This window comes from uncultured Deefgea sp., from assembly GCF_947072475.1.
GTDB lineage: Bacteria > Pseudomonadota > Gammaproteobacteria > Burkholderiales > Chitinibacteraceae > Deefgea.
The window spans coordinates 176,232-193,760 of record NZ_CAMTIA010000001.1; the positions used below are offsets into that span (position 1 = coordinate 176,232).

Sequence of the window (17,529 nt, forward strand, 5' to 3'; positions counted from 1 at the left end):
TATGACTTCATTGCGTGTACTCGGTTGTAGTGGTGGTATTGGCGGCGCACACCACACTACGGCTTTTTTATTGAATCAAACCATTTTGCTGGATGCCGGTACCGGCGTGGCCGATTTAAGTCGTAGCGAATTATTGCAAATTGAACACGTATTTCTTACGCATGCGCATTTAGATCATATTGCCTATTTGCCTTTATTGCTCGATGCCACTTTGGGGGAGCGAACGCGGCCAGTGATCGTGCATGCTTGCGCTGCGACGATTCAAACGCTGAAAACACATATTTTTAATTGGCAAATTTGGCCCGACTTTAGTGTGATTCCGACGGCTGAGCAGCCCTTGCTGCGCTTTGCGGCGATTGAAGTGGGGCAAACGCATGGTGTTGATGCTTTGGCCATCACGGCATTACCCGCCGAGCATACGGTTGCGGCATTGGCGTTTCAAGTGAGTAATTTAACGGCATCGCTGGTGTTTAGTGGCGATACCATTGGTGGGGCCGCATTTTGGCAGGCGGTGAATCAAATTGAAAATTTAAAGATACTGATTATCGAAACGGCGTTTGCCGAATCCAATGCCAAACTCGCTCATTTGGCCAAACACCTTTGCCCGAGCACTTTAGCGGCCGAGCTAAGATCCGTGCCGGCGGGAGTTGAGGTGTTGATTACGCATTTAAAACCGAGCGAAGATCAACAAACAATGGCCGAGGTCTTAGCCTTGCAGCCAGCAGTAGTGGTGCGGCGCTTGATTCAAGGAGAAACCATCTGCTTTTAATGGTCTAATCCACCTGAGCCTACAAAATGAATGCGTTCAAAATCAGCACCGCGACTTAAAATACTGACTAAACGAATGCGTATTTTGCGGTAGCCATCCCAGAGTTCAAGCAAACGACCTTGCCGAAACCAGCCTGTTGGCAGTAGCAAGGAATTAGGGACTTTTAAGGCGACCATGGCCGGCAGCAATAACACGTCGATATAGTCGGTTTGGCCAAAACGCGCGGCGTCTTGAGCGCGAATTGATGCCGCTTGCGGCATGCCGGGTAAGAGTTGTACCCCGATTTTAAGCTGCTGGTTTTCCTCTGACAGCCAACGAATTTGTCCCATCAAATACTGCTGCTGGTCTTGAATGATCAACAGTTGCTGTAAAGCCATTCGCTCCTCGCCAACGGGCCCTTGTAAGCGTAAACCGGTAGCGGTTTCATCGAGTACTTGCCAAGTTAGGGTACGAATCAGCGGTGCGGGTTGCGAAGGCGTGCTGGTTTGGCCAAATAAACGAATTTGCATTAATTCTTCACTGCTGATTTGTGCCTCGGCTTGCGGTGGTGGCGTAAAACGGTCTTTTGCCATCCATGCATGTAAATTACTGAGGCCAAAACCAATTTGAGCCGTTTTTTGGCTGGCTCGACGTGCTAAACAGCGCTCTACTGGATGCTCGCACCATTGGCGATATAAATCAGTGAGTAGTGCCTCCGCCGCAGGCACACCTAATGCCGTGCCTAAGCCGATTTTTTCGGGCATTTCGCCACGGCGGAGTAATTTAATGCGTTTACTCAGCGCTTGGGCTAATTGCAAAGTGCTGATGGCCATTTGGCTGTCTTTGCTCGGCCGATCACGGCGCTCTGGCGCTGCAGGGTGTTCAAAATCAATGGTAAAAGCCGGGCGATTCGGTAGCGTTTCGGCAATATGCTCTAAGGCGCAGCGGCTAGAAAATACTTCTAAACACGCCGAAATCCACGTTAGGTAGCGCAAATTGTATTGAAATGGGTTGGCCGCCGACAGCAATAAACTGTGGATAAAGATATGTTCTGGCGTGGCCACGCCGCCAATAGTCATTAAACTATCTTTGGCTTTTTGCTGCTCCACACCTAAGTGCTGTGCTTGGCTGTAATGACTAAATTGCTGCGCCCACTGCGTGGCTGGAATCACACGGTGCACCAAAATATAAGCAATATTAACTTGTAAGCTGTAATACAAGGTCCGCTCAGCCAATAAAGTCATGTATTCAGCAACGTCGCTCTGGCCGGCGATGGCCGCTTGCCAAATCGATGCATAGCTTTGTTCTAAGTCTTGCCACAGCGTGAGTGCAGCTTGCCAAGCTTGATGTTCGATCTCAGTGAGTGGTAGCGCTTTTTGGGTGTAGCGATTTAACCAGCCGTCTTGTACTACATGGATGGTTTCGCGAAATTGCTCAATAATTTTTAAGCGATCTAAGGCCGTAATCTGGCTGTGATTGAGCGCGCTGATGGCTGAGCGGATTTCGGCATGCGCTACTGGCACATTAATTAAAGGCAGTAATTTCAGCCAATCTCTGGCGCTTCTGGCATCTTGAAATGCTAGTGTTGCGACAGGTGCATCCGTGGCGCTCGGTTCGAGTGGTAATTGGGTATTCATACAACGATTTGCATTAATTGTTGTTTTAATTGCGCTAACTGATCCGCGTTGACCATCGGTTCGGCTGGGCGCTGTGCGGTAGCCCAGATGGAGGCAGGGAAGTGTGGGTCATTTTCCCAGCGCGGAATAATATGCCAATGCACATGCGGTACCATATTGCCTAAGCTGGCTAAATTAATTTTATGCGGCTTTAAGCAGTGTCGAACGATGCGCTCGACTTCCCAAACGATATCCATCAATTGAGTTCGCTCGGATGAATTTAAATCGCTCATTTCAACTCGGTGCGCGTTTAAAATCACCCGGCATAGTCCCGGATAGCCAACTTCATCGGCCAAAATAATCCGAGCAAAATCATTTTGCCAAATTAACTCACCACCCTCGGTGGTACACAGTAGACAGTTAGCCTGCATTCACAACCTCATGCATTTTCATTTAATGATTACTGCGCAAAAGCATTTTGCTTAAAAAATAGGGCGCAACAATCATCGCGCCCTACATTACACCCTATCCGTATGGCTTACTTACGGTGTGGGTGTCTGGTCATTCTTGCGAACGGACTTAGAGTAACACACGTTCAATCCCGCCTTGACTGGCTTGTTTGACATAGTCCGGCATCCAGTTCGGGCCAAGGATGTTTTTGGCGATTTCGATGACAATGTAATCGGCCGTGGTGTCTGAATCATCATCATATCGGCTTAAACCTTGCAGACATGAAGGGCACGAAGTCAGAATTTTTACTTTGGCTTTGCTGTCATTGGCATCGCTACGCAGTTTAGCCGCGCCTTTTTCCATTTCTTCTTGCTTACGGAAACGCACTTGCGTTGAGATGTCTGGGCGAGCGACGGCAAAGGTGCCCGACTCACCACAGCAACGATCATTCAGATCAACACGCTGCCCCATTAATTCATTGGCGACATCGATGCCTTTATAGGTTTTCATCGGCGTATGGCATGGCTCGTGATACATATACTGGGTACCACTCACGCCCTCAAGCTTGATGCCCTTTTCAAGCAAATACTCATGAATGTCGAGCAGGCGGCAGCCGGGGAAAATATCTTCAAAGCGATATTTTTGCAGCTGATCCATACACGTACCACACGACACCACCACGGTTTTAATATCGAGATAATTCAAGGTGGTGGCCAAGCGATGAAATAATACGCGGTTATCCATCGTGATTTTGTCGCCCTTGTCTTGCTGGCCGCTTGAGGTTTGTGGGTAGCCACAGCAGAGATAGCCCGGTGGTAACACCGTGGTTGCGCCCACATGCCACAGCATGGCTTGCGTGGCTAAACCCACTTGGCTAAATAAGCGCTCTGAGCCGCAACCGGGGAAGTAAAACACCGCATCAGTGTCTTCATTCAGGCGTTTTGGATCGCGAATCACCGGTACCACATTGCTGTCTTCTACATCAAGCAAAGCGCGGGCGGTTTTTTTCGGTAAGCCGCCGGGCATCGGTTTATTCACAAAGTGAATCACCTGCGCTTTTAAGGAGGCCGTGCCTAGCGTTGCTGGGGGTGCTTTGGTGATGCTTTTAATTAAGCCAAAACGTTTGGCGAGCGTGTGCGCCAAGCGTTGGCCTTTATAGCCCCAGCCTATCATCACCGTGCGCATCAATTTGATGGTCGCCGGGTCTTTCATCGTTAAGAACGCCATGCCGAGCGCAGAGCCGGGATTGAATTTCTTTTTGCCTTCTTTACGTAAGAAATTACGCATGGCAATCGTTACGTCACCAAAGTCGATTTTAACTGGACATGGATTCACGCAGCGATGGCAAACGGTGCAATGGTCGGCAACGTCGCCGAGTTCTTCAAAATGCTTGAGCGAAATCCCGCGCCGCGTTTGTTCTTCGTACAAGAATGCTTCGGTGAGCAAACCGGTGGCTAAGATTTTATTGCGCGGGCTATACAGCAAGTTGGCGCGTGGTACATGCGTTGAGCAAACCGGTTTACATTTACCGCAGCGCAAACAGTCTTTGACCATATTGCTGATATTGCCGATATCAGACTGCTCTAAAATCAGCGATTCAGTACCCAGCAGGCTAAACGAGGGCGTATACGCATCGCGCAAATCCGCGCCGGGCATTAATTTGCCTTTGTTAAAGTGCCCGTTTGGATCGATTCGTTGTTTGTAGGCTTCAAACGGTGCGAGTTCTTCACGGGTTAAGAATTCATACTTGGTAATCCCGATACCGTGCTCGCCAGAAATAACGCCATTGAGTTCACGCGCCACCCGCATAATGCGCGCAACAGCATGATGCGCGCGTTGCAGCATCTCATAATCATCAGAATTGACGGGGATATTGGTATGCACATTGCCGTCACCGGCGTGCATATGCAGCGCAATCCAGGTGCGGCTTTTCAGCACTTTTTGCTGAATCGCGTGAATCGCATCCAAAATTAGTTTATCGGTTCGCCCGCCAAACAGCGTTTCTAAATCAGTGAGTAATTCGCGTTTGTATGAAATCCGCAGCACGGAGTCGCGTAGCGCATGAAATACGCTTTGCGGTAATTCATCCAGATCGAGTTCTTTTTCCAGAGGCACCATTGGAAACGCGGTTTGATACAACTCAAACGCATCGTCCAAATTGCGACCGACCCATTGCCAGTGAATGCGTGAGCGTTCAATAAAGGCCAGCGCCGACTCACGGCGATCACCAATCAGCACATCGTGGCTTACCGGCGCATCACTGGTATCAAACGGCAGACGACCTTGCTGGAAAAACGCCGTTAGTTTGTCGAGCAACTCGAGTTTATTGTGAATCGACAATTCAATATTAATGCGCTCAATCGCATCAGAATAGTCGCCCAAACGCGGCAGTGGAATCACCACGTCTTCATTGATTTTAAACGCGTTGGTGTGCTTAGCAATCGCCGCAGTTCGGGCGCGATCGAGCCAGAATTTTTTGCGTTGCTCGGGTAATACCGCCACAAACCCTTCGCCGCCACGCGCATTGGCTAGCTGCACCACATGGCTAGTGGCTTCGCCGAGTGCGCGCTCATCGTCCGATACAATATCGGCGATCAACACCATTTTAGGCCGACCTTTACTCTTGGCCTTGGTGGCATAACCCACAGCGCGCACATAGCGCCAATCTAAATGCTCTAAACCCGCTAGCTGAACCGTTGGATGGGCATCTAGATAATTTTTAATCTCGACAATCGACGGCACTGCGCGGCTGACTTCACCAAAAAACTCTAAGCACACGGTGCGCACATGATTGGGCATGCGGTGCAACACAAAGCGCGCGCTGGTGATTAAGCCATCACAGCCTTCTTTTTGAATCCCCGGTAAACCGGATAAAAACTTATCGGTGACGTCTTTACCCAGACCTTCTTTTCTAAATTTGGAGCCCGGAATTACCAAGGTTTCTTCGCCGATTTTGGTTTTGCCATCGGGTTTAAATTTGCTAATGCAAAACGTCGCTTGCGGCGCATCGTGGATTTTGCCCAGATTGTGATCCATCCGCTCGATGAACAACCAATTGCCATCGGGATCGACCATTTTCCAGCTGATTAGATTGTCCAGCGCCGTGCCCCAAAGCACGGCTTTTTTGCCGCCGGCATTCATCGCCACATTGCCGCCAATACAGGAGGCATCGGCCGAGGTTGGATCCACTGCAAACACTAAACCGGCTTCTTCTGCCGCCTCCATTACGCGGCGGGTTACAACGCCTGCGCCGCAATGAATGGTGGTCACATCGTGATCAACGCCAGCAATGCGCATGGTCTCGACGCCTTGATGGCGATCGAGTTTTTCAGTGTTAATCACCGCCGAAAGCGGCGTGAGTGGCACTGCGCCGCCGGTATAACCGGTGCCGCCGCCACGTGGAATCACGGTTAAACCCAGCTCGATACACGCTGCGACTAGCGGCGCCATTTCGGCTTCGGTGTCCGGGCACAGCACCACAAACGGATATTCAACGCGCCAATCGGTGGCGTCAGTCACATGGCTAACGCGCGATAAACCATCAAATTGGATATTGTCGCGGCGAGTGTGGGCGGCCATTTTTTTAAGCGTTTTTTTGCGCAAAATAGCAACGTCACGAAATTCGCGTTCAAACGCATCCACCGCTTGCCGTGTGCGAGTGAGTAAAATATTCACCCGTTCATTACTTTGGCGACGCTTTTCAATTTCGTGCAAACGATGATGCATCGCTTCAACCAACAGTTGTAAGCGCTTATTGTTTTCCAGTAAATCGTCTTGGACGTAAGGATTGCGTTTAACGACCCAAATATCACCCAATACTTCAAACAGCATCCGTGCCGATCGGCCGGTTTTACGCTCTTGCCGTAATTCATCCAATACCCGCCATGCATCTTCACCCATCAGGCGAATGACAATTTCACGATCGGAAAAAGAGGTGTAGTTGTAAGGAATTTCGCGCAAACGTTCAGGCGAGGTCACGTGGCTCACGGCGGTGGGATCCATCATGAAGGGCGTCTCCGGCAGGCAATTACGGCTAAAGAGTGAATTTTAACGGAAAAATGCTCGGTGAAAGTCGCAAATTTAATGTGGGTATCGTAAAAAAACGTAATTGGCTGACACTAAGCTGGTTTTGCTCAGATTTTATGTTGATTTTTACGCGGTTTTTGGTGTTTTCCGTCGACTTCAGGCCGTTATTGAATCACTCGGGGCGGTTGGCGTTGGCTTGAGCCGCCGCGCAGGTGCGATTTTCTCCGCGACTTGTCCCTAGCTGACATAAGCATGCTAGCAGCGCTGACTACGCCTTGGTTTTCCGCGAAAAGCGCGTATCTGGGGCGGGAAATACAAACGTCAACAGGCCCTAGGTAAACGGCAGCTCCATCGTTTCTAGCTCGGCTTGATGAATTTCATTGAGTAACTGTAGGCGTAAGTGTTGATGTTCAATTTGATGGCGTTGTGCCAATTCAGGTTCGAGTTTGGCGGTATAGCTTTGGGCTAAGGCGGCATGAATGCTGGCTTGCTGATGACGAATCCCTAAATAACTGGCGGTATACAGTGCCGATTGCAGTGTTTCAATGGCTAAATCAATTTCACCTTTGGCGGTTTGGCATTGCCCCAAAACCAGCATGGTATTGGCTTCGCTCCATTGATGGTGATGCAGGCGATTGATTTTGAGTGCCACCATCAAACTCATCGTCGCGCGATCAAGGTCGCCACGTAAGAATTGAATCAGGCCAATATTCATATAAATTTCGCCTTCATTGCGATAGCTTTGATCGGCTTTCACTAAGGGCAGGGCACTTTTTAAGGTGCGATAGGCTTCATCCAATTGCGCGCAGCCAATTAAATCGGCGGCAATATTAATCAAAATGCTGGCGTGTAAATGATGATCTTCATGGCTGGCGAGTTCTTGCGCTTTGCGATGGTGGGTGAGCGCGGTTTGGTAGTGTTCATGCGCATAATACAGTTGCCCTAAACCGATATGCGCTTGGACGCGAGACTCAAGGGCAATCGCTTCGTCGGGCAAGGTGAGGCAGCGATTCCAGCTATCGCGGGCAAGGTGATAAGCACCTAGGGTATATTGCACACGGGCATATAAATTAAGGCGTGCACCTTCATACCTTGCGATATTTTCTTGGTCGGCGAGTGCGTTCAGTTCGATCAGTTGCTGTAGTGATTCGGGGTAGCGGCCAAAATTAAAATGCGCTTGCGCGCATAAAAAAAGGGCTTGAGCGCAAAGGTGTGGCAATTTGAGTTGCTGAGCCAAAATTTTGGCGCTCAAGGCCAGTTGCAAGGCCTCGGCGCTTTGGGTGTGGACTAATTTTTGCGCACGATTGAGGCTACGCTCAAGTTCAGCAAGGGTCATCATTGATATCGCATTAGGCGGAATCAGCAGCATACCATTGTTATATTTAATATTTACAATCGCATCAGTTTGTTGTCAGTAAAATGGCACGACAATCCCCGGGTGTTAAGTCAGCTTTCTCGCCAAGTAGTAAGCGATTATGGCGAATGAGTTGTTCGGCCACGCGATCGGCGGCCTCAGTCGCGTCGATTTGATAGTCGCTGAGGCGAGTGGGCAAACCCATGGCGATAAAAAATTGCTCAGTCGAGGCAATCGCTTGCTGTGCGACGCTGATGTCGTCGCCAGTGAGCTGCCATACGCGGCGGCCCATTTGCGTTAATTTGGCTTGTTTGGCAGTAAAACGATAGCGCCACAAGGCAGGCAAAATAATCGCCAAAGTGCGTGCATGATCTAGGCCATACAAAATCGTCAGCTCATGGCCCATGGCATGGGTGGCCCAATCTTGGGCTTGGCCAACGCCGACTAAGCCAAACAAGGCTTGGTTGGCCGCCCACATCATATTGGCGCGCGCCGCATAATTGTCAGGGTCATTTAGGGTAATCGGGCCGACTTCAATTAGCGTTTGCAAAATACCTTCGGCCAAACGATCTTGGACTCGGGCATCGCCAGGATAAGTTAGGTATTGCTCAGTGGTGTGAACAAAGGCATCGACAATGCCATTGCCAATTTGCTGAGCCGGCAAAGACACGGTGCAATTGGGGTCAAGAATGGCAAAGTTGGGGAAGACCAAAGGGTTTTTAAATGACAGTTTGTCATTAGTTTCGCGGCGTGAAATGACCGCTGCAAAATTACTTTCTGATCCGGTAGCCGGTAGCGTTAACACCACGCCAATCGGTAAGGCCTGCTCAAGTGGCGTGCGATTGCCAACGATCAGCCAGCAATCGCCAGCATGCGGAATCGCCGCAGCAACAAATTTAGCCCCATCGATGACCGAGCCACCGCCGACGGCCAAGATATAGTCGAGCTGATGCTCGCGGGCAAAGCGCACCGCCTGCATCAGGGTTTCGTATTCAGGATTGGCTTCAATACCAGAAAAAGCTTGCCAGTGATGATCTTTAAGCGCGCCGCAAACTTGCTCATACACCCCGTTGCGATGAATGCTGCCGCCGCCATATAGTAATAAAACGCGCGCTTGCGGGGGAATTAAAACGCTCAATTTGGCGATACTGCCGTGGCCAAATTCGATACGACAAGGATTGTGAAAGCTAAAGTTTTGCATCGTCCGCCACCAAAAAGTCAGTCAATAGACCGAGTATATCGCGGTGTGGTGGCGCAATGCCTTGCTGTGTTCGATCTATTTATGCGGGCACCAACACCGGTGGGACCGGTAAATTACGTCGCGCCAATTGCTGCTCCAGTTGCGTCAGCCGCGCAAACAGCTGTGGGTCGAGCAAGCGGTGGAAATTTTCTTGGTAGAGCCGATGATGATATTCCGCTTCAGGGGCTTGGCCCATTTCACGAAATAGACCGGCTAAAAACTGGTGAATTAAAAAAATCTTATGCCCGCAACCCATGCGCGTTGATATGTCGAGTGCGCTCATAAAGCTGGTCACGGCCGCCGACCATTGCCCTTGCGCTTGCTGGGTACGGCCATTGACGATGTGCCAGCTAATCTCGCCCCAAGCCCAAAAATGCACGAGATGACGGCCTTCTTGGATAAAAGTATTTGCCTCTAGGTATTGCCCTCTGGCTAAGGCAAGAAGTGACTTGTAGGTGAATACTTCACCGAGGTATTCCAGATGCTGGATGGTTCGAGTGATGGATTCAGCTTGATTGAGCACCACTTGCGCCGCAGTAAAATCCTCTAGCGCGTATAAATCAGCCACAAGATTAATACACAGTCGAGCTTGCAATTCATGATCGGTTTGCGCGTTGATCCGGCATTCGGCTTGACGATGGTGGTGCAGTGCATCGGCAAAGCGGCTACAGGCGAAATAGATTTGCCCTAAACCAATATGCGCATTAATCCGGGTTTCATTGGCAAATTGGGCATTGCCCAAATCCAGACAATCAGACCAATAATCAATCGCCGTGCTGTATTCTCCGAGTGTGTAATGCGCGACGCCCAAATGATGCAATAGATCGCCGCGTTCGGCCTCTAAATCATGGGCCTCGGCGATGACTAAAGCCGGCAGTAAGACGTGACAGCCTTCATGGATTTGGCCAAAAGCAAACAACATGCTCATCTGTTGATGTAAAGCGGCAATCTGTAGCTGTGGGCTGCAGCCGGTTTTTGCCCGCAGTGCGGCTTCTGTTGCCAGTGCCAGCGAGGCGTTAGGGTCGGTGTAAGTGAGCTGTTTGCTGCGCTCAAGTAGCGCTAGAGCTGGGCTTTCTGATAGATCCATTTTGCTGCGCCTGCACAATGCGGACTTCGAGCTTACGCATCGCGCGAAGCGGGATCAAGTTTTTTAGCGACTTTGGTTATTAATTGTCACTTTCGAGTAAGCGTGTTTGCCCGCGACAGAGTTGATGCAGTTGATTGAGTGTGGTTTCCCGCAGGTGGCGAGGCAGCGTTAAGCTTAGAATCACTTCGGTATTGGTAAAGTCGCTGCTGCCAATATCAATGCTGTGTTGTTGCAAATAGTGGCGAACTTTATTTTCTTCGGCAAACGGCAACGCCACTTGTAATACATCCATCGGCACGGTCTCGATATATTCAGCGGCCAATAAAGGACGCGCAATCGCCTCGGTATAGGCCCGAGTTAATCCACCGGCACCGAGTTTAACCCCGCCAAAGTAACGAATCACCACCGCCAAAACGCCATCTAAATGCTTATGTTGCAAGACTTGCATCATCGGCCGCGCGGCGGTGCCCGATGGCTCACCATCGTCAGACATTCCCGATTCGCCACCAGCGAGTAGGGCCCAGCAAACATGTCGCGCTTCGGGGTGTTGTTGTTTAAAGTCGGCGACCAAGGTCAAAGCGTGGGCGCGATGATCCACCGGAATGACATAACCGATAAAACGACTTTTTTTAATAATGATTTCTGCGTCAACCGCATTGGCTAGTGTGGTGCTCATGCCAGCATTTTACCCGCCATGCTGGATAAGTCGATCAGTAAAAGTGGGCTTGCCGCGCTGCAATTTGCCGCGCATGTCGCTTGAACTTGGCCGTTTTTTGTTTGATCTATCGCCAATGATTGGGATATTGAATCGACTGATTGCGTGTTTAGCGCAAAAAAGCCTACTAATCGAGCTGCGCCTAGCTGCCCCTTGGTGTAGCCTTATTGTTTTTTAATGGTGTGGAGTTGCGCTGTGATTAAAAGCATTATTTCTGATATGGATGGCGTAATTTATCGCGGCAAGCAAATGATTCCGGGGGCCGATACCTTTGTACAAAAATTGCTTTCGGCTAATGTGCCGTTTTTGTTTTTGACCAATAATGCGTCACAAACGCCGCTCGATTTAAAACTCAAAGTGGAAAGCTTGGGCATTCATGGCCTGACCGAAGACAATTTTATTACCAGCGCGATGGCCACCGCGATGTTTTTACGTAGCCAAAAAGAAGGTGCCAAAGTGTATGTGATTGGCGGCGGCGGCTTGATTAATGAGCTGTATAACGTTGGGTTTTCGATGTCGGAATCCAATCCCGATTATGTGGTGGTCGCCAAATCAACGACGTTTAGTTTTGAGCAACTGAAAAAAGCCGTGCACTTTATCGACCATGGTGCCAAATTTATCGGCACCAATCCCGATATGATCGACCCCGTTGAGGGCGGCTATGAGCCAGCGGCCGGTACGATTTTGGCGGCAATTTCGGCGGCCACCGGCAAAAAACCGTATATCGTTGGCAAGCCGAATTCTTTAATGATGATGATCGCCAGTCGTAAATTGGGCGTTCATCCTGAAGAGTGCTTGATGGTCGGCGACCGGATGGACACCGATATTGTCGGTGGGCTTGAAGCCGGAATGAAAACCGCGCTGGTGCTGTCGGGCGTTACTAAACTCGATATGCTCAACGAATTCCCATATCGCCCTGATTATGTGTTTAACGACGTGGGTGAAATTGAGTTTGCTCAGCTGTAATTGCGGGTGGTTTGTTTCGCCGCTGAGTGAAGGCTTTGGCGATCGATGCTGATGACGCCCGCGATGAGATTTTCATCGCGGGCGTGGCCTAGAGATTAAAACCTAGGCGGCTATTTTTTGCTGCTGGCGCGATGACTGCATATTGCCGGGTTTTAGACGGCGTAGCGCTTGACCATCGGCATTAAAGACATGAAACGCATTACTTGGCGCGCTAATACTGATTGGCGTGCCGAGTTTGACCTCGCGTTCACCATCGCCGCGAACGACAATATCGACGCCATTGGCCAGCGTGAGATATAAGTAGTTAGCTTCGCCCAAATGTTCCACCAAGTTAACGACTCCTACTAGGGGTATACCGCTGTGAGCGTCTTCAATTAAATGCTCTGCGCGTATACCTACAGTAACTGCATCGCCCACTTGTGCGCCGTCATTGGCTACTAGTGCGGTAATGTCGATGCCGCCTGCCAAAGTAATTGATAAACCTTCGGGCAAAATTTCTTGTACCACGCCTTTGAGTAAATTCATTTTTGGCGAACCAATAAAGCCCGCGACAAATAAATTTGCCGGTTGCTGGTAGAGTTCAAGCGGCGTGCCCGCTTGCTGAATATGGCCGCCTTCCATCACCACGATTTTGTCACCGAGCGTCATCGCTTCGATTTGATCATGGGTAACGTAAATCATCGTGGCGTTTAAATCGCGATGTAATTTAGCGATTTCCAGTCGGGTTTGCACGCGCAATGCGGCGTCAAGATTGGATAGCGGTTCGTCAAACAGGAATAATTTTGGCTCACGCACAATTGCCCGACCAATTGCCACCCGCTGACGCTGACCGCCGGAGAGTTCGCGCGGTAGTCGTTCGAGCAAATGATCAATTTTTAAAATCTTGGCGGCATTTTTAATCCGCACGTCGATTTGCGCTTTGTTTTCACCGGCGATTTTGAGGCCAAACGCCATGTTTTTGTACACGCTCATATGCGGATACAGCGCATAGCTTTGGAACACCATCGCGATGCCACGCTCGGCCGGAGTCAATTCATTCACCACGGTATCGCCAATCGACAATTCACCGCCAGTAATGGATTCCAAGCCGCAAATCATCCGCAGCAGTGTCGATTTACCACAGCCCGAAGGGCCGACCAGCACCACGAACTCGCCGTGCTGTACGTCTAGATTGATGCCATCCAATACTTTGGCTTTGCCATCGTAGGATTTAGAAAGGTTATTTAGTGTTACGTTTGCCATGGGGCACCTCTTAAAAACAATGATTTAGGTCGCGCGATGGCGTTAAAAAATCCACCACAGAGGCACAGAGACACAGAGGAAAGAACTGGCTCGCTGTCGTGTTCTGGCCTAGGGGCTGTTGACGTTTGGTTTGTATATCGTTCTCGATGACGCAAGTTCGAGTTACTCCGTTCAATCTTGTCCACATATCCACCACAGAGGCACAGAGACACAGAGACACAGAGGAAATAACTGGCTCGCTGTCGTGTTCTGGCCTAGGGGCTGTTGACGTTTGGTTTGTATATCGTTCTCGATGACGCAAGTTTGAATTGCTCCTTTCAATCTGGTCCACAGGGCACTTTAGAAGCCGCATTAGCGTTTTTCTCTGTGTCTCTGTGCCTCTGTGGTGAAGGGTTTTTTACCCACTTATTTCACCGCTCCGCATTAAGAACTTCAAAAATCGCCTTGCGTTTTTCTCTGTGTCTCCGTGCCTCTGTGGTGAAGGGTTTTTTACCCACCTATTTCACCGCTCAGCGTTAAGAACTTCAAAAATCGCCTTGCGTTTTTCTCTGTGTCTCCGTGCCTCTGTGGTGCAAGGTTTTTTTACCAAACTTATTTCACCGCTCCCGAAGTCAGGCCGCGTATCAGTTGGCGTGAAAAGATGCTGTATAAAATCAGCACTGGAATCACTGCCAGGCTGAGTGCCGCCAAGACGGAGTTCCAGTCGGTGACGTATTGACCAATAAATTGCTGCACGCCAAGGGTGACGGTTTGGGTTTCTTCGCCGGGCGCTAAAATCAGCGGGAACCACAAATCGTTCCACACCGGAATCATCGTAAACACCGCCACAGTCGCTACGGCGGGGCGAATCAGCGGCAGAATCACTTGGAAGAAAATCTTGAATTCACCAACGCCATCACAGCGCGCGGCTTCTTTGAGCTCCTTTGGAATTTGGGCGATAAATTCGCTCAAAATCATCACCGCCAACGGCAAACCTTGCGCGGTATACACCAGCACCAAGGCGGTGAGGGTGTTGATCAGATTGAGCTGAACGATGAGCTCCAAAATCGACACCGTACCCAAGCGAATCGGCACCATAATCCCGATCATCATATAAATCGCCAAAATCCGATTGCCACGGAATTTGTATTCCGACAACGCCCAAGCCGCCATTGCGCCAAACAGCAAAATCAACGCGAGTGAGGCTAGCGTGACGGTCAGGCTATTGCCGAAATACAGCATGAAATGCGATTTAGCAATGACCTTCTCGAACCCGCCTAAAAAGAAGGTTTCAGCGGTGGGAAAAGCCAGCGGATTATCAAAAATCGCCGCTTTGGTTTTAAAGGCATTCATTAAAATTAAAACAATCGGAAATAAAGCCAGCAGCGTGTAGCCACCCAGCATGCAATGCACGCCGAAGGCGGAGAGGGGTTTACAGATATTTTTTTTCATAGAAACCTCGAAATGATAAAACCCGACGCAGAGGCGCAGAGACGCAGAGGAAAAACGAGTAAATCATGTTTAATTTCGATCAAATTATGAGAATGAAATGTGTTTTTCTGTCTTTCTCTGCGTCCTCTGTGCCTCTGCGTTGGCCGTTTTTTTAACCAATCACAATTCGTAACGCGTTAATTTGCGCTGCACGAAGTAAAAGTAAGCGCCGACGCCACAGAGGATGACCAGGAACATCAATGTCGCTACTGCTGCGCCCATGGTTGGGCTGCCGATTTGGCTTTGATAACCAAAGAAGGTGCGGTAAAACAGCGTCCCCAAAATATCGGTACTGTAGTTCGGCCCCGCAATCGCGCCTTTGACCGAGTAAATCAAATCAAAGGCATTAAAGTTGCCGACATAAGTCAGAATCGTTACCAGCCCTAGCGTGGGTAAAATCAGTGGTAGTTTGATTTCCCAAAAAATACGCCAAGCAGACGCGCCTTCGACGTAGGCCGCTTCGACGATGTCTTCAGGCACGGCCAGTAGTGCGGCGTAAATCAGCATCATCGGAATGCCGACGAATTGCCAAACCGAAATTAAAGCCAGGGTAATCAGCGCTGAGCCTTCTTCACCCAGCCATGGCTGGAAATACGCCCCTAGTCCGACCGCATTGAGTATTGATTCTGAAACGCCCCACAGTGGCGACAAAATCAGTTGCCAGATGAAACCAATAATCACCACAGAGAGCAGCGTGGGGAGGAAAATAAAAGTGCGATATTGCCGCGCGAACTTGAGCCCTTTGAGCGATAAGAATGTCGCTAAGATCAAGCCAATGGGGTTTTGAATCAGTAAATGAATCAAAAAAAACTTAAAGTTATTGCCCATCGCATTCCAGAACGCGCTTGACCAAGCGGGGTCGGTGAGGATGGTGAAGTAATTGCTAAAGCCCGAAAAATGGGCCACACCCGCGTCATTGGTGGTGTAAAAACCAAGGCGCAAGGTGTCTAGTAAAGGTAAGGCGCTAAAGACCGAATAAATCAGTACCGCGGGCGCAAGAAATAAAACGATATGCCAGCGTTTCATCACAACTCCAAAAAATCAAAAAAGACGGGTCAATCACGGTGGATGTCTGTGGTGGGTTGTCGCTTACGCTCCGTAACCCACCCTACTGGTGTCTTCAGGCAGAAAAAAACCGGCGGCACGCCGCCGGCTCAACTCACGCTGGGGTGAGGGGCAAATCGATTATTTTTGCTGCGGGGCGTACCACTTAGCAAAACCGCTTTGGATTTGCACTGCGGCTTCTTTGGGCGCCATTTTGCCGTTGAGCACTTGCGAGCTGACATTCCACAATTCGTTTTCCATTGCTGGCGTGCCACGGTTCATGATTTGCGCATTAAGGCGAATGGTTGATTTGCAGGTTTTGCGCCAATCGAGCATTTGCTTGGCAACAGGGTCTTGCACCGAAATCAGGTGATTCGATAGTGAGAAAAAGCCGGTGACTTTATTGGTGTAGAGGTCGGCAAACTCTTGTGAACCGAGCCACGCCAAAAATTTATACGCATCGGCTTTATTTTTGGCTTTGGGATTCACGCCCATGCCGATATCGGTGTGATCCGAGATATAGCATTGGTCGCCCGCTTTAGCGACAGGCGGCGGGAAGGCACCAAAATCCATGCCTTCTTTATTAAAGTAAGCGATGTCCCAGCTACCGGCTGGATACACACCGGCTTTGCCCATGGCGAATAAGTTTTGGCTATCGGCATAGGTTTGCGCTGAAGCGCCTTTACCCATCAACGGGCCCATTTTGCTCAGTTGTTCCCAAGCGGCAACAAATTGTGGATCGGTAAATTTGGCTTTACCAGCGATCAAGGCTTTACGGCCGTCTTCGCCTTTCCAGCTATTAGCACCGACATTGGTCAATACCGTTTGGTTGGATTCCCACTGATCGGCTGTACCTAGGGCGATGGGGGTTTTGCCAGCGGCTTTGATTTTTTCCATTGCGGCAAAGAACTCAGCTTGCGTTTTTGGCACTTGCAAGTTCAGTTCTTTAAAGATTTTTTTATTGTAAAAATAGCCATGAATCACTGAAGCCATTGGCATGCAGTAGGCTGTTTTGCCATCATCAGTTTGCCATGCCACTTTGGCAGACGCTGGGAAGTTTTCCATGCCGGCTTTGCCGTCGAGTTTTTCTAGCTGACCTTTTTTAAATAAATCGAGTGATTTATCAAATGGACGACAAGTGATTAAATCACCAGCAGTACCGCCGGTTAAGCGCGCCGTTAAGCTTGAGTCATATTCAGTCGGGGCGGTTGGCGTAAATTTGACTTGAATGCCGGGGTTCTTTTTTTGAAATGCTGGAATTAACACTTCTTCCCAGAGGGCCTTATCATCGACCCGCCAAGATTCGATATTCACAGTGCCTGCTTGGGCGGTTCCTGCTGCCAATAAAGTCGCTAGTAAAAGATGACGTGTGCTGAGCGTGCGCATGCGATTTAATCCTCGTGTGTGTGCCGTGATCTATTTGTCTCGGTGGCGCTAAATTAGCACCGAGTAATTTGTGACACTAGCGACGAGGATTTTTTGCTCAAATTATGTCGATGTTGTTGAATTTATTGGACTACATGACATTGGCTTGAGTTTTGTACGTTACAAAAAATCACAGGACAATGCTC

At 49.6% G+C, this 17,529-nt stretch carries 13 protein-coding genes; 2 read left to right on the plus strand and 11 right to left on the minus strand.

The features are described 5' to 3' along the window. Nucleotide 1: 1 nt before the first annotated feature. The gene (locus Q0V82_RS00840; RefSeq protein WP_297571910.1) at nt 2-769 is read left to right on the plus strand and encodes a 3',5'-cyclic-nucleotide phosphodiesterase; all 768 of its coding nucleotides are present in this window, start codon (nt 2-4) and stop codon (nt 767-769) included. Here the strand turns inward: Q0V82_RS00840 and Q0V82_RS00845 are convergent. The 7 genes from Q0V82_RS00845 to Q0V82_RS00875 all read right to left on the minus strand — a co-directional run bounded on the left by Q0V82_RS00845 (nt 766) and on the right by Q0V82_RS00875 (nt 11,197). After that, complete coding sequence (locus Q0V82_RS00845) at nt 766-2,385, minus strand: hypothetical protein (RefSeq protein WP_297571912.1); 1,620 nt, start codon at nt 2,383-2,385, stop codon at nt 766-768. The genes Q0V82_RS00840 and Q0V82_RS00845 overlap by 4 nt on opposite strands. Then, entirely contained in the window at nt 2,382-2,795 is a 414-nt protein-coding gene (locus Q0V82_RS00850; protein ID WP_297571914.1) for an HIT family protein, read from the minus strand. Before Q0V82_RS00850 ends, Q0V82_RS00845 begins: the two co-directional genes overlap by 4 nt. 148 nt (nt 2,796-2,943) lie before the next feature. Then, entirely contained in the window at nt 2,944-6,819 is a 3,876-nt protein-coding gene (locus Q0V82_RS00855; RefSeq protein ID WP_297571915.1) for an FAD/FMN-binding oxidoreductase, read from the minus strand. 352 nt (nt 6,820-7,171) lie between these two features. Continuing rightward, complete coding sequence (locus Q0V82_RS00860; protein ID WP_297571917.1) at nt 7,172-8,179, minus strand: hypothetical protein; 1,008 nt, start codon at nt 8,177-8,179, stop codon at nt 7,172-7,174. Between the two features lie 61 nt (nt 8,180-8,240). Further along, nucleotides 8,241-9,395: an iron-containing alcohol dehydrogenase gene (locus Q0V82_RS00865; RefSeq protein WP_297571918.1), complete on the minus strand. Its 1,155-nt coding sequence runs from the start codon at nt 9,393-9,395 to the stop codon at nt 8,241-8,243. Nucleotides 9,396-9,474: 79 nt separating this feature from the next. After that, entirely contained in the window at nt 9,475-10,521 is a 1,047-nt protein-coding gene (locus tag Q0V82_RS00870; RefSeq protein WP_297571921.1) for a hypothetical protein, read from the minus strand. 79 nt (nt 10,522-10,600) lie between these two features. Further along, on the minus strand, nt 10,601-11,197 hold the full coding sequence (locus tag Q0V82_RS00875; RefSeq protein ID WP_297571922.1) for a YigZ family protein: 597 nt from the start codon (nt 11,195-11,197) through the stop codon (nt 10,601-10,603). A gap of 234 nt (nt 11,198-11,431) precedes the next feature. Here Q0V82_RS00875 and Q0V82_RS00880 point away from each other — a divergent pair, with 234 nt between their 5' ends. Beyond that, nucleotides 11,432-12,202 (plus strand): HAD-IIA family hydrolase, encoded by a 771-nt coding sequence (locus tag Q0V82_RS00880; RefSeq protein WP_254456659.1) that lies wholly within the window; start codon nt 11,432-11,434, stop codon nt 12,200-12,202. Between the two features lie 102 nt (nt 12,203-12,304). Here the strand turns inward: Q0V82_RS00880 and Q0V82_RS00885 are convergent, their stop codons facing one another. The 4 genes from Q0V82_RS00885 to Q0V82_RS00900 form a co-directional block, all read right to left on the minus strand. After that, nucleotides 12,305-13,444, minus strand: a complete 1,140-nt coding sequence (locus Q0V82_RS00885) for an ABC transporter ATP-binding protein (protein ID WP_297571926.1) — start codon at nt 13,442-13,444, stop codon at nt 12,305-12,307. Between the two features lie 591 nt (nt 13,445-14,035). After that, nucleotides 14,036-14,875: a carbohydrate ABC transporter permease gene (locus tag Q0V82_RS00890; RefSeq protein WP_297571928.1), complete on the minus strand. Its 840-nt coding sequence runs from the start codon at nt 14,873-14,875 to the stop codon at nt 14,036-14,038. 159 nt (nt 14,876-15,034) lie between these two features. Beyond that, nucleotides 15,035-15,940: a carbohydrate ABC transporter permease gene (locus Q0V82_RS00895; protein ID WP_297571930.1), complete on the minus strand. Its 906-nt coding sequence runs from the start codon at nt 15,938-15,940 to the stop codon at nt 15,035-15,037. Nucleotides 15,941-16,099: 159 nt separating this feature from the next. Continuing rightward, complete coding sequence (locus tag Q0V82_RS00900) at nt 16,100-17,344, minus strand: ABC transporter substrate-binding protein (protein ID WP_297571932.1); 1,245 nt, start codon at nt 17,342-17,344, stop codon at nt 16,100-16,102. Between the last annotated feature and the right edge of the window lie 185 nt (nt 17,345-17,529).